21 protein-coding genes are annotated in these 19348 nt (G+C 63.2%); 14 read left to right on the top strand and 7 right to left on the bottom strand.

Annotated elements, in window-relative coordinates; translation table 11 throughout:
• Positions 1 to 2 precede the first annotated feature (2 nt).
• The gene (gene wrbA / locus MPC4_RS01235) at positions 3 to 602 is read right to left on the bottom strand and encodes an NAD(P)H:quinone oxidoreductase (RefSeq protein WP_174510919.1); all 600 of its coding nucleotides are present in this window, start codon (positions 600 to 602) and stop codon (positions 3 to 5) included.
• A 129-nt stretch (positions 603 to 731) separates the two neighbouring features.
• Positions 732 to 1430: a pirin family protein gene (locus tag MPC4_RS01230; protein ID WP_134489767.1), complete on the bottom strand. Its 699-nt coding sequence runs from the start codon at positions 1428 to 1430 to the stop codon at positions 732 to 734.
• 143 nt (positions 1431 to 1573) lie between these two features.
• On the opposite strand from MPC4_RS01230, the gene MPC4_RS01225 reads away from it, so the two are divergent.
• Positions 1574 to 2476: a LysR family transcriptional regulator gene (locus MPC4_RS01225; RefSeq protein WP_174510918.1), complete on the top strand. Its 903-nt coding sequence runs from the start codon at positions 1574 to 1576 to the stop codon at positions 2474 to 2476.
• A gap of 16 nt (positions 2477 to 2492) precedes the next feature.
• On the opposite strand, the gene MPC4_RS01220 is transcribed toward MPC4_RS01225, so the two are convergent.
• Positions 2493 to 3197 (bottom strand): Crp/Fnr family transcriptional regulator, encoded by a 705-nt coding sequence (locus MPC4_RS01220; protein ID WP_174510917.1) that lies wholly within the window; start codon positions 3195 to 3197, stop codon positions 2493 to 2495.
• Between the two features lie 257 nt (positions 3198 to 3454).
• Between MPC4_RS01220 and MPC4_RS01215 the strand changes: the two genes are divergently transcribed.
• The 6 genes from MPC4_RS01215 to MPC4_RS01190 all read left to right on the top strand — a co-directional run bounded on the left by MPC4_RS01215 (position 3455) and on the right by MPC4_RS01190 (position 7078).
• On the top strand, positions 3455 to 3931 hold the full coding sequence (locus tag MPC4_RS01215) for a hypothetical protein (RefSeq protein WP_174510916.1): 477 nt from the start codon (positions 3455 to 3457) through the stop codon (positions 3929 to 3931).
• Positions 3932 to 3996: 65 nt separating this feature from the next.
• Positions 3997 to 4395, top strand: coding sequence for a DUF488 domain-containing protein (locus MPC4_RS01210; RefSeq protein WP_174510915.1), 399 nt, complete (start codon positions 3997 to 3999; stop codon positions 4393 to 4395).
• Positions 4385 to 4954 carry a group III truncated hemoglobin gene (locus tag MPC4_RS01205; protein ID WP_425312409.1) on the top strand — a complete coding sequence of 190 codons (570 nt, stop codon included), beginning with the start codon at positions 4385 to 4387 and terminating at the stop codon, positions 4952 to 4954. Before MPC4_RS01210 ends, MPC4_RS01205 begins: the two co-directional genes overlap by 11 nt.
• A 40-nt stretch (positions 4955 to 4994) precedes the next feature.
• Entirely contained in the window at positions 4995 to 5468 is a 474-nt protein-coding gene (gene ybaK, locus MPC4_RS01200) for a Cys-tRNA(Pro) deacylase (protein WP_174510914.1), read from the top strand.
• A gap of 88 nt (positions 5469 to 5556) precedes the next feature.
• Entirely contained in the window at positions 5557 to 5937 is a 381-nt protein-coding gene (locus MPC4_RS01195) for a tautomerase family protein (protein WP_174510913.1), read from the top strand.
• A 115-nt stretch (positions 5938 to 6052) separates the two neighbouring features.
• Positions 6053 to 7078: an aldo/keto reductase gene (locus MPC4_RS01190; protein ID WP_174510912.1), complete on the top strand. Its 1026-nt coding sequence runs from the start codon at positions 6053 to 6055 to the stop codon at positions 7076 to 7078.
• 20 nt (positions 7079 to 7098) lie between these two features.
• Here the strand turns inward: MPC4_RS01190 and MPC4_RS01185 are convergent, their stop codons facing one another.
• Complete coding sequence (locus MPC4_RS01185; protein ID WP_174510911.1) at positions 7099 to 7620, bottom strand: DUF1993 domain-containing protein; 522 nt, start codon at positions 7618 to 7620, stop codon at positions 7099 to 7101.
• Between the two features lie 234 nt (positions 7621 to 7854).
• Here MPC4_RS01185 and MPC4_RS01180 point away from each other — a divergent pair, with 234 nt between their 5' ends.
• Together MPC4_RS01180 and MPC4_RS01175 are read left to right on the top strand one after the other, a co-directional pair.
• Entirely contained in the window at positions 7855 to 8334 is a 480-nt protein-coding gene (locus MPC4_RS01180) for a MaoC family dehydratase (protein WP_174510910.1), read from the top strand.
• Between the two features lie 247 nt (positions 8335 to 8581).
• Positions 8582 to 10450, top strand: coding sequence for a CHASE3 domain-containing protein (locus MPC4_RS01175; protein WP_174510909.1), 1869 nt, complete (start codon positions 8582 to 8584; stop codon positions 10448 to 10450).
• Between the two features lie 75 nt (positions 10451 to 10525).
• On the opposite strand, the gene MPC4_RS01170 is transcribed toward MPC4_RS01175, so the two are convergent.
• Positions 10526 to 11119 carry an HdeD family acid-resistance protein gene (locus tag MPC4_RS01170; RefSeq protein ID WP_174510908.1) on the bottom strand — a complete coding sequence of 198 codons (594 nt, stop codon included), beginning with the start codon at positions 11117 to 11119 and terminating at the stop codon, positions 10526 to 10528.
• A 591-nt stretch (positions 11120 to 11710) separates the two neighbouring features.
• Here MPC4_RS01170 and MPC4_RS01165 point away from each other — a divergent pair.
• Positions 11711 to 12148 (top strand): universal stress protein, encoded by a 438-nt coding sequence (locus MPC4_RS01165; RefSeq protein WP_134489791.1) that lies wholly within the window; start codon positions 11711 to 11713, stop codon positions 12146 to 12148.
• A gap of 48 nt (positions 12149 to 12196) precedes the next feature.
• Here MPC4_RS01165 and MPC4_RS01160 read toward each other — a convergent pair whose 3' ends face one another.
• Positions 12197 to 13933, bottom strand: a complete 1737-nt coding sequence (locus MPC4_RS01160; protein WP_244628772.1) for a bifunctional protein-serine/threonine kinase/phosphatase — start codon at positions 13931 to 13933, stop codon at positions 12197 to 12199.
• Positions 13934 to 14069: 136 nt separating this feature from the next.
• Between MPC4_RS01160 and MPC4_RS01155 the strand changes: the two genes are divergently transcribed.
• The 4 genes from MPC4_RS01155 (at position 14070) to MPC4_RS01140 (ending at position 18360) form a co-directional block, all read left to right on the top strand.
• Entirely contained in the window at positions 14070 to 15284 is a 1215-nt protein-coding gene (locus MPC4_RS01155) for a nitrate/nitrite transporter (protein WP_174510907.1), read from the top strand.
• Between the two features lie 178 nt (positions 15285 to 15462).
• Complete coding sequence (locus MPC4_RS01150; RefSeq protein WP_210253571.1) at positions 15463 to 16173, top strand: cytochrome c biogenesis CcdA family protein; 711 nt, start codon at positions 15463 to 15465, stop codon at positions 16171 to 16173.
• 107 nt (positions 16174 to 16280) lie between these two features.
• A complete protein-coding gene (locus tag MPC4_RS01145) occupies positions 16281 to 17675 on the top strand; it encodes an aminotransferase-like domain-containing protein (RefSeq protein WP_174510905.1) in 1395 nt (464 codons plus the stop codon).
• A gap of 244 nt (positions 17676 to 17919) precedes the next feature.
• Positions 17920 to 18360: a DUF983 domain-containing protein gene (locus MPC4_RS01140; protein WP_174510904.1), complete on the top strand. Its 441-nt coding sequence runs from the start codon at positions 17920 to 17922 to the stop codon at positions 18358 to 18360.
• A gap of 6 nt (positions 18361 to 18366) precedes the next feature.
• Here MPC4_RS01140 and MPC4_RS01135 read toward each other — a convergent pair whose 3' ends face one another.
• Positions 18367 to 19290 (bottom strand): LysR family transcriptional regulator, encoded by a 924-nt coding sequence (locus MPC4_RS01135; protein WP_174510903.1) that lies wholly within the window; start codon positions 19288 to 19290, stop codon positions 18367 to 18369.
• Between the last annotated feature and the right edge of the window lie 58 nt (positions 19291 to 19348).

Here is a 19348-nt window from a genome sequence, read left to right as displayed (position 1 = left end):
TCTCAGCCGTGAAGCTTTTTGGCGACCTCGGCGATCCTTCGGCCCTGATAGCGCGCGCCGTCGAGTTCGTTCTGGCTTGGCTTACGCGAGCCGTCGCCGCCGGCGATCGTCGTCGCGCCATAGGGCGAACCGCCAGTCACCTCGTCAAGCTTAAGCTGGCCGCCAAAGCCATAGTCGAGCCCGACGACGACGAGGCCGAAATGGAGAAGATTGGTGATGATGGAGAACAGCGTCGTCTCCTGCCCGCCGTGCTGGCTGGCGGACGAGGCGAAGGCGCCGCCGACCTTGCCGTTCAAGGCGCCGCGCGCCCAAAGGCCGCCCGCCTGATCGAGGAAATTCGCCATTTGCGAACTGACCCGGCCAAAGCGCGTGCCTGTCCCCACGATGATCGCGTCGTACTGTTCGAGTTCGGCGACCGTTGCGACGGGCGCCGCCTGATCGAGCTTGTAATGGGACGCCTTGGCGACCTCCGGCGGCACGAGCTCCGGCACGCGTTTGACGTCGACGGTCGCGCCGGCTTCGCGAGCGCCCTCCGCGACAGCCTCCGCCATCGTCTCGATATGGCCATAGGCGGAATAATAAAGAACGAGAACTTTTGCCATTTGGATCCCCTGGGAAACGTCCTGCTCGATCTTCAACAAAGGCAGGATGACGAGAGCATGACCGCTTCGGAGCCATGCTCTTCATTTTTATTCGGACATGCCGTGCTCGGAAAACGTCAGCCCCGCCGATTAGGCGGCGTCGACGAGAACGATCTCCGCATCCTCGAGCGCGGTGATCTTCAGCGCCGCCTCGTGCTGGATCGCCCCGCCGTCCCGAGCCTCGAGACGCACGCCATTGACGTCGACCGAGCCTGTCGCCGGCACGAGATAGCCGACGCGCTCCGCGCCGAGCGGATATTCGATCGTCTCGCCGGCCTTCAGCGTCGCCCCCAGCACCCGCGCGTCGGCGCGGATCGGCAGCGCGTCCCCGTCGCCCGCAAAGCCGCTCGCAAGGGTAACAAGGCGTCCATCGCGGCTCGTTTTCGGAAAGGGTTTCGCGCCCCAGGACGGCGCGCCGCCAGGACGCGTCGGTTCGATCCAGATCTGGAAGATCTTCGTCGATTTGGGTTCGAGATTATATTCCGAATGGCGGATGCCGGTCCCCGCGCTCATCACCTGGACGTCGCCAGCCTCCGTGCGGCCCTGATTGCCAAGGTTGTCCTTATGCGTGATCGCGCCCTCGCGGACATAGGTGATGATCTCCATGTCGGAATGCGGGTGCGGCGGAAAGCCGGTATTCGGAGCGATTTCATCGTCGTTCCAGACGCGCAGGGCGCCGACGCCCATGCGCTTCGGGTCGTAATAGCTCGCGAATGAGAAATGATGTTTGGCCTTCAGCCAGCCGTGGTCCGCGCCGCCAAGTCCGTTGAAGTTTCTGCGCTCGATCATCTGAGGTCTCCGTCGTGGCCTCGACGCATGACCTTTGAGATCATGCCCTAGCCGATGGGCCAAATCTATGGCATGAGCTGAAATAAAAAATAGAAAGCTTGGAAAGACACCCTTTCCATTATTTAATGATCAACCGGATTCGAATGTCAAAGCTGCCCGATCTCGAAGGACTGGCGATCTTCGCCAAAGTTGTGGAAATGCGCTCCATCGCCGCGACGGCGGCCGATCTCGGGCTGTCCTCGCCGACCGTCTCGAAGGCGTTGAGCCGCCTTGAGAAAAGACTTGGCGCGCGGCTGTTCAACCGGACCTCGCGCCGTCTCGCGCTCACCGACGCCGGGCAACAGCTGGCCGAGCGCGCGACCCGCCTCGTCACCGATGCGGAGGCGGCGGAAAACGACCTCCTCGCGCAGTCCGCGAACCCGCGCGGCCTCGTGCGGCTCGCAGCGCCGATGTCGTTTGGCCTGCGGGAAGTCGCGCCGATCCTGCCGGATTTTCTCAACCTTTACCCGGAAGTCTCGGTCGATCTCCATCTCAGCGACGCGGTCGTCGATCTGATCGGCGACGGCTTCGACGCCGCCCTTCGCCTCGGTTTCCTGCCGGATTCCTCGCTCATTGCGCGAAGGCTCTGCGCCTCGCCGCGCTATACCGTCGCCGCGCCCTCCTATCTCGCGCGGCGCGGATGTCCGGCGCATCCAGCCGAGCTGGCGCGCCACGTCTGTCTTGGCTACACCTATTTGCAGACGCCCGACATCTGGCGCTTTTCCAACGCAGCCGGGGAAGAAGTCGCCGTCAAACCGAAAGGCCAGCTCCGCGCCAATAATGGCGACGCTCTGATGCCGGCGCTGATCGCGGGCCTTGGCATTGGCGACCTGCCGGAGTTCATCGTCAAGGAAGCCCTCGCGGACGGCCGGCTCAAAAGGGTGCTGACGGATTGGCTGACCCAGCAGGGCAGCCTCTTTCTGGTGACGCCGCCGGGCGGACCGCGCCCCGCCCGCGTCGAAGTGCTGGCTGATTTTCTCGGCGAGCGTCTCGCCAGGCGAGGTTGAGCTTCCTGGTCGCGCCCTAATCGCCGATGTCGTCCGCGATGCGCTTGATCCCGGACGGTCTTAAAATCGTCACACGCTGACGATCACTGGAAACCAGCCCCGCCTTTTCCCAGGCGCTCAGAATCCGGCTCGCCGTGTGCAGCGTCGTTCCCGCCAGTTCGGCGACATCTTTGCGAGTCAATGGAAACTCAATCCGGGCTTCGCCGGCGCTGCGTCCGTCCTCTCCGGCAAGACGCAGCAGGGCGTTGGCGAGGCGCCGCCCGACGCGCTGGGTCGAGAGTTCGCGCACCCTGTCCTGCGCCTCCCCGAGGCGGGCGCCGATAATTTTGACGAGGTTCAAGCCGATGCCCGGATAAAGGGCGATGAGATCGATGAGATCGGCCTTGCTCCAGCTGATCTCGACGCAATCGGTCAAGGCGACCGCCTCGGCCGGAGCGCGGCCGTCGGTGAACAGCGCAACCGAACCAAACATTTCGCGGGCGCCGATAAAACGCATGACGACTTCGGCGCCCTCGCCCGCGGTTTGCGAAATGCGAACGGAACCGTCGATCAGCGCATGGCAACGCCCGATCGCATCGCCCTGCGCAAAAATGCGCGTGTCTTTCGGAATATGCCGGAGGCGCGCCCGGGCGCCGACGTCGGTGAGCGCGGCGGCCGTCAACCCTGTGAACAGGTCCAGCGCGGCGAGGACGCTGGGGGTCAAGGGAGGAGAAGCTCTCATTCGCGCTATCCTAGAGCATAACGCCGAAAAGTTGCAAACTTTCCGGACCCGCATCATGCGTTAAAACAAAGACTTAAAGAGCGGAATGCGATTCCGCTCAAACGCCCTCCGCGCTATGACGAGAGCGGCAAAAGTGGGAAAGGTTTGTGCTGGAGCAACGACGCCGCGCCGCCTTCGCGCAATGTTTTGCGCGTCGCGCCGAGAAGTCGCGTTTCTGGCCGCATCGCCAGTGTCGGACGCCAAGTTGAGGATCGACCATGAACGACATCATCGCCGCAAGGGCGATTCATGTTCTCGCCGTCGTGATCTGGATCGGCGGCGTCGCCATGATAACCCTCTCGGTCCTGCCGGCGGCGCGGCGCGGCGATCTCGGCCCAAACCGCATCGCCGCTTTCGAGGCGATCGAGCGCCGTTTTTCCGGCCATGCGCGCATCGCCGTCTTGCTGGTCGGGCTCAGCGGTCTCTATATGCTCTACCGACTGGATATTTGGGCGCGGTTTCGTCTCGCCGAATTCTGGTGGATGCACGCCATGGTTTTTGTCTGGCTCGTCTTCGCCATTTTGCTGTTCATCGCGGAGCCGTTGATCTTGCATCGGCGCTTCCATGAATGGGGGCGGCGCGATCCGGACGGCGCCTTGGCCGCTTTGCAGCGCGGTCATTGGGTTTTGCTCGCGCTGAGCCTCGTCACGATCTTCGGCGCTGTCGCCGGAAGTCAGGGATGGTCTTTGTTCTGAATGGCCGCGGCGGCGAGCGCCGAGGATTGCGCCTTATCGCAGCGGCGTCCTCTATGGGGGATTGCATGAGCATCGAAATCAAACTGAAGCGCGCTTACGAGCCTGCCGGCGCCGATGATGGAATGCGCATTCTGGTCGATCGCTTGTGGCCGAGAGGATTGAGCAAAGCCGCCGCCGCGCTGACGCTATGGATGAAAGACATCGCGCCCAGCACCGAGCTGCGCGAATGGTTTGCTCACGATCCCGCGCTGTGGCCGGAATTTCAGCGGCGCTATCGCGCCGAGCTCGACGCCAACGGGGAGGCCGTTGAACGTCTGCGCGATCTCTTGCAAAAAGGCCCCGCGACGCTGCTCTACGCCGCGCATGATCGTGAGCATAATCAGGCGATCGTCCTTGCGTCCTACCTCCAAAAGCGCGGGACCCATCCGCGCGTTTCTCACCAGAGAGGCCGCCATGGCGGATGAACCTAACGAATTCGCATCGCCCGCCTGTTTCGCACATGAAGCGGACGCCGCCTATATGGGATATGCACGCCCGGCGCTTGCACAGAAAGATCATGAAATGCCGTCGCCCACGGAGACTGCCGCCACGCGTCGCGCGCAGGCCGTCGAAAGGCTCAAAGCCGAGACGGGAATTGACGATATGATGATCGAAAAGCTGGTGCGCGCTTTCTACGGCCGCGTGCGGGAGGACGCCTTGATCGGCCCGGTTTTCGCCGAGAAGATCAAAGATTGGGAGCCGCATCTGCACCGCATGTTTTCCTTCTGGTCATCGCTCATGCTGATGAGCGGAAGCTATCATGGCCAGCCGATGCGCATGCATCTTCCGCTGCCGATCGAAGGCGCTCATTTCGATCGCTGGCTTGCCTTGTTCGAAGCAACGGCGCGCGAGACCTGTCCGCCCGCGGCCGCCGATCAATTCATCGAGCGGGCGCGCCGCGTCGCCGAAAGTCTGGAGCTCGGAATCGCCGGCGCGCAGGGCGTGATCCTCGGCAAGGGCGAACGCTTCGCGCCCCAGCGTTGATCCCTCTTGGCCGTTGGGCGCGGCCTGATAAAAAGGGCGCATGTCAAGAAGAACGCCCGCCGTCATCGCCCTTGAGCGCGCCGCAATCGCCTTTACGACGCGAAGCTACGTCTACGATCCCGGCGCCGCCAGCATCGGGATGCAGGCGGCGGAAGCGATCGGCGAGCCGCCGCATCGCGTTCTCAAGACATTGATGGCGGAAGTTGACGGCAGGCCGGTCTGCGTCATCATTCCCTCGGATCGCGAAGTCAGCATGAAGAAGCTGGCGGCGGCTTTCAGCGGCAAATCAGCGAGGATGATGCGCCCCGCCGACGCTGAGCGGATGACGGGCTACCACGTCGGCGGCATCAGCCCGTTCGGCCAGAAGCGCAAGGTCGAAACGGCGATCGAGGAAACCGCCCTGGGACAGGACTTTGTGTTCGTCAACGGCGGCCAGCGCGGCTTGCAGCTGCGGCTCGACCCGCGGGAGGCGAGCGCCCTTCTCAAAGCAAAGGTCGCGTCTTTGACGGCGTGACCGCCTGGGCTTTGCGCTCGCGCGCTCTGGACAATCGAGCCGCTCCCGGCTTACGGAAAAGACCCTGTCAATCCAAGAGGCGCCTCTTATGCCGCTCGTTCGCATCGATCTTGCCCGCGGCAAGACGGAACATTATCGCCAGACCGTCGGCGACGTGGTCTATGAAGCCATGATCGCAACCTTGAACGTGCCCGCCGACGATCGCTTCCAGATCATCGCCGAGCATTCGCCAATCGACTTCATCGTCGATCAGAATTATCTCGGCATCAAACGCACCGACGACGTGATCGTCATTCAGGTGACTCTCAACGCTGGAAGATCGGTGGATCTGAAGCGCGCCTTCTACAAGGCGGTCGCGGACGGATTGCATCAGCGCCTCGATCTGCGTCGCGAGGACGTCTTCATCAACCTCGTCGAGACGGCTAAGGAGAACTGGTCCTTCGGCAATGGCGAGGCGCAATACGCATAGCAAGCCTCGCGAAAAGTTGCGCATGCTCGGACGAGATCATGCGTTACACAGCCAAGCTGAGGGGCGCTGCCGGCAGCGCCTGAGTTTCGCAAAATCTCAAAGAAAGAGGCCGCACATGGAATATAGACGTCTTGGCGGATCCGGCTTCAGCGTTCCGGTCTTGAGCTTCGGCACAGGCACATTTGGCGGCAAGGGAGAGTTTTTCTCGGCGTGGGGCGCGACCGACGTCAAAGAGGCGAGCCGCCTCGTCGATATTTGCCTTGAGGCCGGGCTGACGCTCTTTGACAGCGCCGACATCTATTCGTCGGGCGCGGCCGAAGAGATCCTTGGCGAAGCCCTCAAGGGACGGCGCAACGAAGCGTTGATCTCCACGAAAGCGACCTTCCGGTCGGGCGAAGGTCCAAACGACGTCGGCGCATCGCGGTTTCATCTGATCGAAGCGGTGGAAGCCGCCTTGCGGCGCTTGCAGACCGATCATATCGACTTGTTTCAGCTGCATGGCTTCGACGCCATGACTCCCGTGGAGGAGACGCTATCAGCGCTCGACGACCTCGTGCGAGCCGGAAAAATCCGCTATGTCGGCTGCTCGAATTTCTCCGGCTGGCATCTCATGAAATCGCTGGCCGTGGCAGATCGCTACAATCTGCCGCGCTATATCGCCAATCAGGCCTATTATTCGCTTGTTGGGCGCGACTATGAATGGGAGCTGATGCCGCTGGGGCTCGACCAGAAAGTGGGCGCGATGGTGTGGAGCCCGCTCGGCTGGGGGCGGCTTACCGGAAAGATCCGGCGCGGCCAGCCGCTTCCCGAGACCAGCCGGCTCCATAAGACCGGCGACAAGGGCCCGCAGATCGAGGAGGAATACCTCTATCGCGTTGTCGACGCTCTCGACGAAATCGCGAAGGAGACCGGCAAATCCGTGCCGCAGATCGCGTTGAACTGGCTGCTTCAGAGGCCGACCGTATCGAGCGTCATCATCGGCGCGCGCGACGAGACGCAACTGCGGCAAAACCTCGGCGCCGTCGGCTGGTCCTTGACCCCTGAACAGATCGCCAGACTGGACGCGGCGAGCCATCGGACGCCGGCCTATCCTTATTGGCATCAGCACGATTTTGCCGAACGCAATCCTCCGCCCGTCTGAGCCACCGCCGCCGTTGCGCCTCACGCCTTGAGGCGCAGCGCGCCCATATAGTCGCGCTTGCCGAGGGGCGCGCCTTTCATCCGAAGGATGTCGTAGGCTGTTGTTGCGTGGAAATGGAAATTGGGCAGGGAGAACGACATCAAAAATCCCTCCGCCGTAAAAAGCCGTTCGGAGTCGCCGACCTTGAATATGACGTCGGCTCCTTCGCGGGCGTTGATCTCTTCCGGCGTCAGCTTGCGTAAAGCGCTCCGCGCATCGTTGATGAGCCCTTGCAGGCCTGCGTAGTCATGGAGCGGCCTCTCGCCCGGCAGACCGATCAGGCCGCTTTTAATGGCCTCGATCGCGTTTACGGAATGGTGGACGACGGACTGGATCTGGAAGCGGAAGGGCCGCATGTCCGGGAACAGGCGCGTCTCGACGATTTCCTCCGGGTTAATGTTGTTGTTTCGGCAATGCGAGAGGCCCCGGTCCAGGAAGCCGTTGACCGCGTCCAGCGTCTGCAGGTAACTGTTCACGCTTCCGTCGTAGAGCGAAATCGCCATCGTCGTCCTTGTCTTTCCCGTGCGATCTGCCTCTTACAGCAGAATGCGTCCGGGCGGAATCGAATCCTGCTCCTCAAATCATTGATTTAACGCATCATGTCGCTCGATGGCGGGATGCTTTCCCGGCCTCTCTGTGCTGGACTGCATTTTCGTGACACGGCGGGAGCGAATGCCAGCGTCGCGCCGGCGGTTTGGCCGGAGCAGAGAAATCGTAAGTAGCCTTGGAGATGTCTGATGGAACAGAGCAAGGGCGAGGAAAGCAGCCTGTTTTATCTCGACGATCTCAAAATCGGCCAGCGCTTCGTCAGCGGCTCGCACACGATGGACGAGGCCGAGATCAAGGCCTTCGCCGCCAAATTCGATCCTCAGCCCTTCCATCTCGACGATGAGTCGGCGAAAGACTCGCTCTTCGGCGGCCTCGCCGCCAGCGGCTGGCATACGGCGTCTATCACGATGAAGCTTCTCGTCGAAGGCGGCGCGCCGCTCGCGGGCGGCGTCATCGGCGCTGGCGGCGAGGTCGCGTGGCCGCGGCCAACCCGGCCGGGCGACCGGCTTCGAGTCGAAAGCGAAATCATCGACATAAAGCCTTCGCGCTCACGGCCCGAACGCGGAATGGTCACGGTGCGCAGCGAAACGCGCAATCAGCGCGGCGAAGTCGTGCAGATCCTCACGGCGAAACTGGTCGTCGCGCGCCGGCTGCCCCCATCGGTCTGAGAAGCCGCCGGAGTTGACGCGACCGGGTCGCCGGCGGCGACACGGCCCGCACGCCTGACACGAATCAACATGAGCCGCAATCTTGTCGCGCTTTGCGAGGAGAGTTATTGTCTTTTTCATCGCGCGCCCGCGCTTTGTCTAGTTTTATACATATCAAGCGTGGACGAACTGGCGCTTTGACAAGTATTCTTCATGTGCAAGATATTCTTCATGTGAAGGGCGTCGGCGCCGCGAAAAGGGACTTTTGATGCCGACCTTCCTGAGGAAGCGCTCCATTGTCTCCCTGCTTATCGCTTTCACGCTGTTGCTCGGCGTCATCGTCGCCACCGTCCTTATCAACGCGCGCCAGCAGCGCGATCAGGCGAATGTTCAGCGCTCCCTCGACATCGAACTTCGTCTCGCCCACGTTTTCTCATTGGTGCAGGACGCCGAAACGGGCCAGCGCGGCTTTCTCCTGACTGAAAAGGAAAGCTATCTTCTCCCCTATGAAGCCGCCGTGCGGGAACTCGACGCCGAATTCGCCGCTCTCGGCGCCAGGGTCTCCGATAACCAACATCGGGTCGCGGCGCTGGCGGCGCTCCGCGTCGACGTCCAGGAAAAACTTGCCGAACTGCGCAAAACGATAGAACTCGTTCGCGACGGCAGGATGGAGGACGCGCTTGAGGAGGTGCGCAGCGACAGAGGCCAGGCCTTGATGCGCCGCGCGCGCGAAGCGGTGCAGCGAATGAGCGCCGCCGAACAGCAAATCCTGGTGGAAAGGCAGGCCTATTCGGCTCGCGCCGCGGCTCTGACCCGCACCGGAGAAATATTGGCGTTGCTCCTCGCGATCGTGCTCGGCGCGCTGACGATCAAAGACAGCCAGCGGCTCTTCGCAAAGATCGCGGACGCCAACGAAGCGCTTCGAGTAGCCAACACGAAAGTGCTTGAAGAATCACAGCAAAAGGAGCGCCTCGAACAACAGTTGCGGCAATCACAAAAGCTCGAGGCTATCGGCCATCTGACCGGCGGCATAGCGCATGATTTCAACAATATGCTGGCGGTGATCATTAGCAGCCTGAACCTGTTGAAACGACGGGCGGAGCGCGGCGAAAAAGATTTCCTGAAATTCGCAGATAGCGCGCTCGACGGCGCGGAACGCGCGGCGGTGCTAACGCACCGTCTGCTCGCTTTCGCCCGCCAGCAGCCGCTTTCTCCGCAGGCCGTCGATTGCAACAAATTCGTCGCGGGCATGTCCGATCTGCTCCGCCGCACGCTCGGCGAGATGGTCAAGGTCGAGACCGTTCTGGCCGGCGGCCTGTGGCGCACATTCGTCGACCCGAGCGAACTCGAAAGCGCCGTCCTCAATCTCGCCGTCAATGGACGCGACGCCATGCCGGACGGCGGCAGGCTCACGATCGAAACCGGAAACGCCAGTCTCGACGACGTTTACGCCGCGCAGCATGTCGGCGTTCCGGCGGGCCAGTATGTTCTCGTCACAGTGACTGACACCGGAGTCGGCATGGCGCCAGAAGTCGCCGCCAAAGCGTTCGATCCCTTCTACACGACCAAGGGGATCGGCAAGGGAACCGGGCTCGGCTTGAGCCAGGTGTTCGGCTTCGTGAAGCAGTCGGGCGGCCACGTCAAAATCTACTCCGAGCCTAAACAGGGAACAGCGATCAAGATCTACCTGCCGCGCTTTTTCGGAGATGATACCGAGCCGGCGTCCTCGCCCGCGGCGGCGGCCGCCGTCGTTCCGATGGGAAGCCCGGATATTGTCGTCCTTGTTGTCGAGGACGAAGACCGAATGCTTCGCCTCGCGTCCGCGGCTTTCCATGATCTCGGCTACACCGCGCTTCAGGCTGATGGTCCCGCGACAGCGCTGCGGATCATCGCTGAACGTCCCGATATCAGTCTTTTGTTCACGGATGTCGTGATGCCCGAGATGAGCGGGCGCAGTCTGGCGGAGGAGGCTCTGCGCCAGCGCCCCGGCCTGAAAGTTATCTATACGACAGGCTTCAGCCGCAACGCCGTGATTCACAATGGCGTGCTGGATCGCGACGTTAATTTCCTGACAAAGCCGTTTACCCTGGAGCAATTGGCGCGAAAGGTCCGCGCCGTGTTGAAGGGGGCGGAATAAGGCCCGCCACGCGAAGCAGCGAGAGCCTCGCGTGAAACAGAAATGCATGGCGTTGCGCGCAGGAGTTGGAGGAGCTCAGGCGGCTGCTTTGCGCGCCGCCAGCGCCAGGCTGATGATGGAGGCGCCGCCGAAAATGAGATCGATGCCGACGAGCAGGCCCAGCGCCCAAAGGACAGAGCCCGGAAGGCCGGATATAAGGATGGCGGCGAGCACCAGGTCGATGACGCCGTTGACGACGATCCATTGCCACCGGTCCGTCAATTCGCGGCGATGCTCGAGTCCGAGCAGGATGGTGAGCACGCCGTCGACGATGAAATAGGCGATCAACACCACTGTCAGAGTAAAAAGACCGGCAAGGGGGCTCCACAGCAGGGCGATGCCCGCCAGCAACGCGACCGCAGATGAGAGCAACGCCCACCAGAAGCCGGGCGCCGTCCGCGACTGGTAGGAGAATATCAATCCGGAGACGCCCGCGAACAGAAACAGCCAGCCGATGAAGATCGTGGCGGCGACGCCGGCGAGGAAGGGAGCAAGCACCGCGAGGATGCCGAGCACGACAAGGATGGCCCCTTCGGCGAGAAAGAGCTTCCAATGCCCGCCTATGGATTTGCCGAACGCGGCTGAAATGCCGGACGGACCGAGTGGTCTCGCCGCAGGTGAGTCGATCATGATATTTCTCCTATTCTAATCGTTGGCGGTCTTGATCAAGGGCGTGATCGGCGGCGCGATGCGTCAAACCACGGGAAGCAATCGTCGGCCGCAACCCTGCGCCGCAACGATTTCAGCGGAAGATCCAGCTCATGCCAGCGCGCACAGCGGCGACAAAGGCCGCAAGACGCACGATGTTTCGACGCCGAATCGATCATGCTCGTCATCTCATTCTTCGGGCGCATGAGACTACGCGAAAAAGTCTACACCTTTTCCAGGATTGCGCTCCAGAGTTCTTTATTCTGTCGCACTATCTCTAAACAAATTGGCGGCGCTTTCGCGCGATAATGCTTTGATCGAGTCTTTATCGCGTGACGCCCGGCAACAATTCTGGAGCGCTCCTTTGCAAGCCCCGGTAAAGGCGGCCGCCTTCCTAAAAAGCCATAAGGGCGTATTTCGATCACGGATTGATCAGCGTCAACGCTTACGTCATGTATCATGAGTAGGCCGGTGTCGGCGCGGTTTCGAGCCGCTCCCTAAATCGTCAAGACAGCTTCAAATCATCAAGGCCCAAGACGCCTTCAAATCATCAAGACCAAGGAGGAAGCCCCCGTGTATAGCAACATCCTTATCCCGACCGATGGTTCTGAACTGGCGTCGAAGGCGGTCAGCCACGGCGTCGAGCTGGCGAAAGCGATCGGCGCGAAGGTCACGATTCTCACGGTCACCCTGCCCTTCCGCGTTTTCTCGGCTGAAGCTGCGATGATTGAAGACACGCCCGATGACTATACCACCCGCCTCGCAGAACAGGCGGAAAAAACCCTCGGCGAGGCCTCAGCCGTGGCGGTGGCGGCCGGCGTTCCCGTCGAGACGCTTCAGGTCGAGGATGACCGCCCCTATCAGGCGATCATCGACACGGCGGCCTCAAAAGGCGCCGATTTGATCATCATGGCCTCACATGGCCGCAAAGGCATCTCGGCGCTGATCCTCGGCAGCGAGACTTCGAAGGTGCTGACCCATTGCAAGGTGCCGGTGCTCGTCCATCGGTGAGAGCGGAACGTTTCAAGCCGAAGCTTGATCTGATCGGAACCGGCGACGTCAATGCCGATGCAGGGCGAGCGCCGCAATGAGCGCCGCCGCCAGCATCGCCGAGATTGCCTTCCAGACGATCAGCGGGTTGCGCTCATAGAGCGGCGCAGGCGCGTCATCGATGGGCCGCGCGCGGTCGGCGCCATGTTCGAGCTCGAAGATCAACTCCAGCACATCGTCGAACCTGTCTTCCGGCCGGAGCGCGAAGGCGCGGGCAAGAAGCCTGTCGAGCCAGGCCGGGAGATCCGGGCGCAATTTCGTCAGCGCCACAGGACGGCCGAAGCGCGGATGCGAAAACGGCTCGATTTCGCCATAGGGCAGCGCGCCCGTAAACATCCGAAAGATTGTGACGCCCAGCGCAAACTGATCCGACTTCTCGTCCCCCGCGGCTCCCGCGATCAGTTCCGGCGCCATGAAGCTCGGCGTGCCAGGCGCCGCGGCCATCGGCACATCCTCAAGTTGCGGCAGCCGGGCGACGCCGAGATCGACCAGCTTCAATCCGCCGTCCGGCTGAAGGATGACATTATCCGGCTTCACATCGCGATGGATGACGCCGGCGCGGTGCAGCGCCGCCACCGCCTTGGCGAGCTTGATCGCAATGCCGAGCCCCGAGGCGAGGCGGATCGTCGGCGCGCGCAGGAGCCGGCGCTCCAGCGTCTCGCCTTGGTAGAGCGGCATCACCGTATAGAGGCAGCTTCGCCGCTGCGATGGTACCTCGACGCACTCAGCCACAAAGGGGCTGCGCACGCGCGTCGCGATCCAGCTTTCGCGCAGAAAAGCCTGCCGCAGAACGGCGTCGGCGGCGATCAACGGTTTCGGAAACTTGACAATAACCGGCTGGTGCGTCGCCTCGTCGATCCCGCTAAACACGCGGCTGTAGGGGCCATCGGAGATCATGGCGCCTAAAAAATAATCATCGACGCGTGCGCCGGCGTTTGGCGGCGGCGCGATCGGAATGGCGGCGGCCGCCAGTTGCAAATCCGCGAGATTGGCGGCCGGAAGACTCAATACGTCAATCACCAGGGCCGTGGCGTTGTCGCCGCCGCGGGCGTCGATCGCCGCATCGACGATTTGCGCCGCCGTCTCCTCCGGGGCGGCGCGGCGGGCCAGCTCCGCCTCCAGCGCCCGTTCGGACAGAACGCCGTGAACGCCGTCGCTGCATAGAAGGAAGCGGTCATGCGGGCGCGCGTCCTCCATCACATAGTCAATCTGGAGCCCTGCCGCCGGCCCGATCGCGCGCGTCAATATGTGGTTGCGCCCCGCCCCTCTCAGCGTGTGGTCATTGGTCAAAAGGCTCAATCGATCGTCTCGCAGACGATAGAGCCGGGAATCGCCGACGTGCAGAATATGCGCCTGGCGCCCGCGCAAAATCAAAGCGGTGAAGGTCGAGCCCATGTCCTGCAGGCCGGCGTCGGCGCGTCCCATCGCATGGGTCCAGCGATTGATCGCCTCAAGGCATCTTGCGCCGGCGAGCCGCACGCCGCGCGTCTCCGATTGGCTGAGATAACCGTCGATGAAGCTGCGCACGGCAAGCTCCGCCGCGACGCGCCCGCCCTTGGCGCCGCCGATTCCGTCGGCGATCGCCGCGACGACGCCAAGCCGCGCCCTTTGATCCGGCGTGCCGAAATAGACGCCCGCGTAATCCTCGTTGCGCTCACGACGGCCGCGCTCGCTTTTGAGGCCGGCTTGCACGTCGAGCGGGGCAGATCCGCTGTCGGCGATAAGAGGCGGCGGGTCCCGGGTCAATGGCGAAGGCTCCGCGGGTCGGCGGCGGACGCGCGCGCTTTTGTTTCAACCGGCACAACGATTGCTTTCTTCAAGAACGGTCCGATGCGCCAAGATTTGGCGGGAGGCCATCCATAATAACGATACGCGAGGGGCGATGATCAAGCGAGAGTTCTTAAAAGCAGGCCATTTACCAACTCTCCTTTCTGCTTTCTTCTATTTCGACATGAGCTTCATGGTGTGGGTGATCCTCGGCCCGCTCGGCGTTCAGATCGCCAGCAGCCTGCATCTTGATCCAGCCCAGAAAGGCTTGATGGTGGCGGTCCCCATTCTCGCGGGGGCCTTGCTGCGCGTCGTCATGGGCGTTCTCGTCGATCGCGTGAAGCCGAAGGCCGCCGGTCTCGTCGGCCAGACGATCGTGATCCTTGGCGTCGCCGCCGCCTGGCTGATCGGCATAGACAGTTTCGCCCAGATCCTGCTGTTCGGGCTCGTGCTCGGCTTCGCCGGCGCGTCCTTCGCCGTCGCGCTTCCGCTCGCCTCGCGCTGGTATCCGCCGCAATATCAGGGAATCGCGCTCGGCATCGCAGGCGCCGGCAATTCCGGCACGGTCTTCGCCGCGCTTTTCGCGCCGGCGCTCGCCGCCGCCTATGGCTGGATCAATGTCATTGGCCTTGCCGCGATACCGCTCATCATCGCCTTCGTCGTCTATGCGGTCTTCGCCAAAGACAGCCCGACGACGCCGCCGCCGAAAACCTTGAAGGAATATATGGCGGTGCTGAAAATACCGGACAGCTGGTGGTTCATGTTCTTCTACGCCGTGACGTTCGGCGGCTTTTCCGGGCTCGCGTCATCCCTGACCATCTACTTCAATACAGAATATAGCCTCAGCGCGATCAGCGCTGGCTATTTCACCGCCGCGGCGGTTTTCGCCGGTTCAATGGTGCGCCCGATCGGCGGCGCGCTCGCCGACCGCATCGGCGGCATCAGGACGCTGACCATCATGTATTCCGTCGCCGCGGCCGTGCTCGCCATCGTCAGCTTCCATCTGCCCCAGGCGGGCATGGCGCTGGCGATCTTCATCATCGGGATGCTGGCGCTCGGCATGGGCAATGGCGCCGTCTTTCAGCTCGTGCCTCAGCGATTCAGGGCCGAAATGGGGGTGATGACGGGCCTTATCGGCATGACCGGCGGCGTCGGCGGCTTTTTCCTCGCCTCGAGCCTTGGCTTTTCAAAGCAGCTGACCGGCAGCTATCAGCTCGGCCTCATGATCTTCGCCGCACTTGCTGTGCTGGCTCTCGTCGGCCTGACGTCGGTGAAAACGCGCTGGCGCACGACGTGGGGATCCGCGAGTCTCACCGCCGCGAGGATCTGACCTCAATCCACGGCCTGCGCCCCACTTCCTTTGCAAAACCGGCTATGATGCGCAAAAGACGCCGTCGGCGCGGCTGATTTTTCGCGTCAGACTGCGATCGCTCATCATGCAAGGAGCCGGCCCGTCGTGCAGCACAGCGGAGGAAAAAATCGCGCGGGCGCAGGCGGCCGTTGACACTATGAACCTCGGGCTCGCCTTCATCGCTGGATTGCTCAGCGTTTTCAGCCCCTGCGTGCTGCCGCTGGCGCCGATCATCATCGCCGGCGCGCGATCGCGCGATCCGCGCGGTCCGATCGCGCTGGCTTTGGGGCTCGCCCTGACCTTTGGCGTCGTTGGCGGCGCCATCGCCTCTTTTGGCGTCGGGCTTGGCGACGCCGGCTTCGTTCGCGCCATCGCGGCGGCGATCATGGTGGCCGCCGGCGTCATCATCCTGATCCCGGCGCTCGGCCTTGGATCGGAGCGAGCGCTTTCCTCCCTGTCGCAATGGGGCGAGGGTCTTTCAAAACATTTGCCATCCGCGGGCCTCTGGGGCTTTGCCGGGGCGGGAGTCGTGCTGGCTTTCGCTTGGGCCCCTTGCGTTGGCCCGACCCTGGGGGCGGCCTTTGCGCTCGCCGCCAGCGGCGGCTCGGTCGCCGCTGCGATCGCGACGATGTTTCTGTTTTCGCTGGGGGCGGCGCTCGCGCTGCTTGGCGTCGGCTACGGCTTTGGCCGGCTTGCCGCGCGCGGGCGCTGGATGGCCGGACGGACGGCGCGGCTCGGGCGCGCCGCCTTCGCGATCGTCCTGATCGCCGCCGGCCTCGCGATTCTCACGGGGTTCGACCGCGCATTGGAGGCGGCGGCGCTTTCGGCAAGCCCTGCTTGGCTCATCGCCTTGACGACGCGGTTCTGAACGTCCTCGCGGAACTGGCGTCGCAAACACCCTTGCGCAGCAACATAAGCATACAATATACATACATCGATAGAATTTGCCGCAGGTAACCGCAGCAAGGAGCCGCGATGGACGATATTGACGCAGGCGTCTGGACGCCGTCGATCAGAAAAGCGGCAGGCCCTCTCTATCTCGCCATCGCCGACGCCATCGCCGCCGACATTCTCACCGGCGCGCTTGCAGGCGGCGTCCGCCTGCCTCCGCAGAGGACGCTCGCCGATTCGCTGGGAATCGACTTCACGACGGTCAGCCGCGCCTATGCCGAGGCGCGCCGGCGCGGCCTCATCGAGGGCAGAGTCGGGCAAGGCACCTACGTCCGCCAGAAGCGGGCGGCGCCTCAGGGGGGTCCAGCGAGCGGCCTCATTGACATGAGCATGAATCTGCCGCCGCGCTTTGACGATCCAGCTTTGTCCTCGCGGATGTGGGAAGCCATGGCCAAACTCGAAGCGAGCCACGGCCTTGGTCTCCTGATGCGCTACCAGGAGCCGGGCGGCGCGAGCGCCGACCGCGCCGCTGGCGCGCATTGGCTCGCGGAGCGTCTGCCTGGGGTTTCAAGCGAGCGCGTGCTGGTCGCTCCCGGCGCGCAAGGCGCCCTGCTCGCCATCTTGAGCCTCATCGCCGCGCCCGGAGAAACCATCTGCGCCGAGGCGCTGACCTATCCCGGCTTTCGCGCGCTGGCGGCGCATCTGCGCATCAAGCTTACTGAGGTCGCAATCGACACGGAAGGCGTCGTGCCGGAGGCCTTCGACGCAATCTGCCGCAAGGAGCGGCCCAAAGCCCTCTATTGCACGCCGACGCTGCATAATCCGACCACCGCCACCATGTCGCTCGGGCGGCGCGAGGCGCTCGCCGCGCTGGCGCTCCGCCATAAGGTTCCGATCATCGAGGACGACGCCTACGGCCTGCTGCCGAAGCACGGGCCGCCGCCGCTCGCAGCTCTGGCGCCCGATCTCGTCTATCATGTCGCGGGCCTCGGCAAATGCCTGTCTCCGGCGCTGCGCATCGCCTATCTCGTCGCCCCGGACGCCAGGATGGCCGCCCGTCTCGCGGGCGCCATCCGCGCCACAATGGGGATGGCCTCGCCGCTGACCGCCGCGATCGCGACACGCTGGATCGACGACGGCGTCGCCGAGGCCGCGCTCGCCGCCATCCGTAAGGAGACCGCGGCGCGGCGGACGATCGTCGCAGAGAAGCTCCCAATCGCGGCGCGCGGCGCCAATAAAGAAGCGTTTCATCTCTGGCTCAGGCTGCCGGCGCCCTGGACGCGCGGCGAATTCGTCAGCTTGCTGCGCACGGCCGGCGTCAGCGTCGTCGCCAGCGACGCCTTCGCGCTGTCGGCGCCGCCGGAAGCGGTCCGGCTTGGCCTTGGCGCGGCGGCGACGCGGCAGGAGCTTGCGCAAAGCCTCGAGATCATCGCTGATCTTCTCGCGCAATCGCCCGCGATGTCCTCGACGGTGGTTTAGCCGCGGCCAGCGATCCAGCGCCCATCTCCACGCGATCACCTGGGCGCGCGGCGCACTGCGACATTGGCGCCGCAGAGCCGGCGCACGGCTGCGCTTGACAAGGCGGGGCGCCTGTCTACATACAATGTGATGTCAATTCTGCCCATGTGGAACGTTTTCGGACTCGGGCAGGGCGGATTTGGCTTCCGGAAAGCTACGGGCGCGCAGATTGATTACATACAATTTGCGGGATTGGAACAGGTCGATGATTGATGAATTCAAGACAAAGGAGGAGTGGCCGCCGCTCAGCCCGATTCGCACGGGCGTCAGAGGGCGGTGTCCGCGCTGCGGCAAGGGGCATCTCTTCCAGGGTTTTCTGAAGCTGCGACGAGAGTGCGAGGTGTGCCGCCTCGATTATTCATTCGCGGATCCGGCCGACGGCCCGGCCTTCTTCGTCATCTGCTTCTTCTGCGTCCCCGCGGTTTTCTTCGCCGTCTGGCTCGACTATGCCTATGCGCCGCCGCTCTGGGTTCATCTCGTGACCAGCCTGCCCGTGCTGCTGATCTCCTGCATTTTGCCGCTCCGACCGCTCAAGGGCTGGCTGGTGGCGAGCCAATATTTCTACAAGGCGGAGGAAGGCCGCTTCGCGGCGTCTCCGAGGGAAAGCGTGCGCGGACCGGACGTCGAGGCCAAGAGCGTCCTTTGAGGACGCTCATCCGGCGATCTTCCGGATTTCCGTCAACCCGGCGAGATGATTGAGCAGCCATCGCCCGGCTGGACCCGGCGGCCGATCGCGGCGATAGGCGGAGCAGAGCGGCAGCGTCACAGTCTCGACTGCGCCGTCCTCCGCCAGAATCTCGATCCGGCGCAAATGGCCCGCCGCCAGATCCTCTTCAACAAGGTGAGCCGGCAGGCTCCCCCAGCCAAGCCCGGCCTTCAGCATGGCGTGCTTCGCGCCAAGATCGGCGAGCCGCCATGTCTTCGGCGAGAACACGCCATAATCTCGGCTGCCCGAGAGCCCCGAGCGGTCCGAAAGGACGAGTTGCACATGCTGGCGAAGCTCTTCCTTACCGACGGCGCGGCCCATGAGCCCGAGCGGATGATCTGGCGCGGCGACGGGAATCATGGCGATTTCCATGAGCTTCTGCCGTTGCAGCGATTCAAAATCGCTGTTGAAGCCCAAGAGCAGCCCAATGGCGCAGGTCTCGTTCAGCACCAGTTCGGTTGCAGAGCCCAAAGTCTCGACGAAAATCCGCGGCGGGGCCGAAGGAAAGCGCCCGCTGAAATCGCGCAGCGCCTCGACAAGGGCGCACATCGGGAACATTGCGTCGACAACAAGCCGCAGTTCAGGCTCAATGCCGGCGTTGACCCCCTCTGCATGATTGCAAAGAGCCTGCATCTCGTCCGCGATGAGCCGCGCGCGCGGCAGCAGCGTTTGCCCGGCTTCGGTCAGGATCGGACGGTAGCCCGCGCGGTCGAAAAGGGCGACGCCGAGCTGCTCCTCCAGTCGCTGGACGGCGTAGGTGATCGCCGATTGCGCCCGGTTCAGCCGCCGCGCGGCGCCGGAAAAGCTGCCTTCCTCGACAACCGCCAGCAAGACGCGCAACTGGTCGAACGACGGGGCCGAGACGGACATTATCGAACTTTCGGATAGAGTTTATCAATTCTTTATCAGTTTTTTTGGCACAAAGATG

This window comes from Methylocella tundrae (assembly GCF_901905185.1).
Taxonomy (GTDB): domain Bacteria; phylum Pseudomonadota; class Alphaproteobacteria; order Rhizobiales; family Beijerinckiaceae; genus Methylocapsa; species Methylocapsa tundrae.
The sequence above is the reverse complement of the archived record's forward strand: the minus strand, read 5'-3'. Positions and strand labels throughout refer to the sequence as shown.

Coding starts and splice junctions, on each gene's coding strand:
- MPC4_RS01230 (WP_134489767.1), bottom strand. CDS start 1,430: ATGATCGAGCGCAGAAACTTCAACGGACTTGGCGGCGCGGACCACGGC.
- MPC4_RS01145 (WP_174510905.1), top strand. CDS start 16,281: ATGGACGATATTGACGCAGGCGTCTGGACGCCGTCGATCAGAAAAGCG.
- MPC4_RS01195 (WP_174510913.1), top strand. CDS start 5,557: ATGCCGCTCGTTCGCATCGATCTTGCCCGCGGCAAGACGGAACATTAT.
- MPC4_RS01210 (WP_174510915.1), top strand. CDS start 3,997: ATGAGCATCGAAATCAAACTGAAGCGCGCTTACGAGCCTGCCGGCGCC.
- MPC4_RS01155 (WP_174510907.1), top strand. CDS start 14,070: ATGATCAAGCGAGAGTTCTTAAAAGCAGGCCATTTACCAACTCTCCTT.
- MPC4_RS01150 (WP_210253571.1), top strand. CDS start 15,463: ATGAACCTCGGGCTCGCCTTCATCGCTGGATTGCTCAGCGTTTTCAGC.
- MPC4_RS01140 (WP_174510904.1), top strand. CDS start 17,920: ATGATTGATGAATTCAAGACAAAGGAGGAGTGGCCGCCGCTCAGCCCG.
- MPC4_RS01170 (WP_174510908.1), bottom strand. CDS start 11,119: ATGATCGACTCACCTGCGGCGAGACCACTCGGTCCGTCCGGCATTTCA.
- ybaK (WP_174510914.1), top strand. CDS start 4,995: ATGTCAAGAAGAACGCCCGCCGTCATCGCCCTTGAGCGCGCCGCAATC.
- MPC4_RS01180 (WP_174510910.1), top strand. CDS start 7,855: ATGGAACAGAGCAAGGGCGAGGAAAGCAGCCTGTTTTATCTCGACGAT.
- MPC4_RS01215 (WP_174510916.1), top strand. CDS start 3,455: ATGAACGACATCATCGCCGCAAGGGCGATTCATGTTCTCGCCGTCGTG.
- MPC4_RS01135 (WP_174510903.1), bottom strand. CDS start 19,290: ATGTCCGTCTCGGCCCCGTCGTTCGACCAGTTGCGCGTCTTGCTGGCG.
- MPC4_RS01190 (WP_174510912.1), top strand. CDS start 6,053: ATGGAATATAGACGTCTTGGCGGATCCGGCTTCAGCGTTCCGGTCTTG.
- MPC4_RS01205 (WP_425312409.1), top strand. CDS start 4,385: ATGGCGGATGAACCTAACGAATTCGCATCGCCCGCCTGTTTCGCACAT.
- MPC4_RS01220 (WP_174510917.1), bottom strand. CDS start 3,197: ATGAGAGCTTCTCCTCCCTTGACCCCCAGCGTCCTCGCCGCGCTGGAC.
- wrbA (WP_174510919.1), bottom strand. CDS start 602: ATGGCAAAAGTTCTCGTTCTTTATTATTCCGCCTATGGCCATATCGAG.
- MPC4_RS01175 (WP_174510909.1), top strand. CDS start 8,582: ATGCCGACCTTCCTGAGGAAGCGCTCCATTGTCTCCCTGCTTATCGCT.
- MPC4_RS01225 (WP_174510918.1), top strand. CDS start 1,574: ATGTCAAAGCTGCCCGATCTCGAAGGACTGGCGATCTTCGCCAAAGTT.
- MPC4_RS01185 (WP_174510911.1), bottom strand. CDS start 7,620: ATGGCGATTTCGCTCTACGACGGAAGCGTGAACAGTTACCTGCAGACG.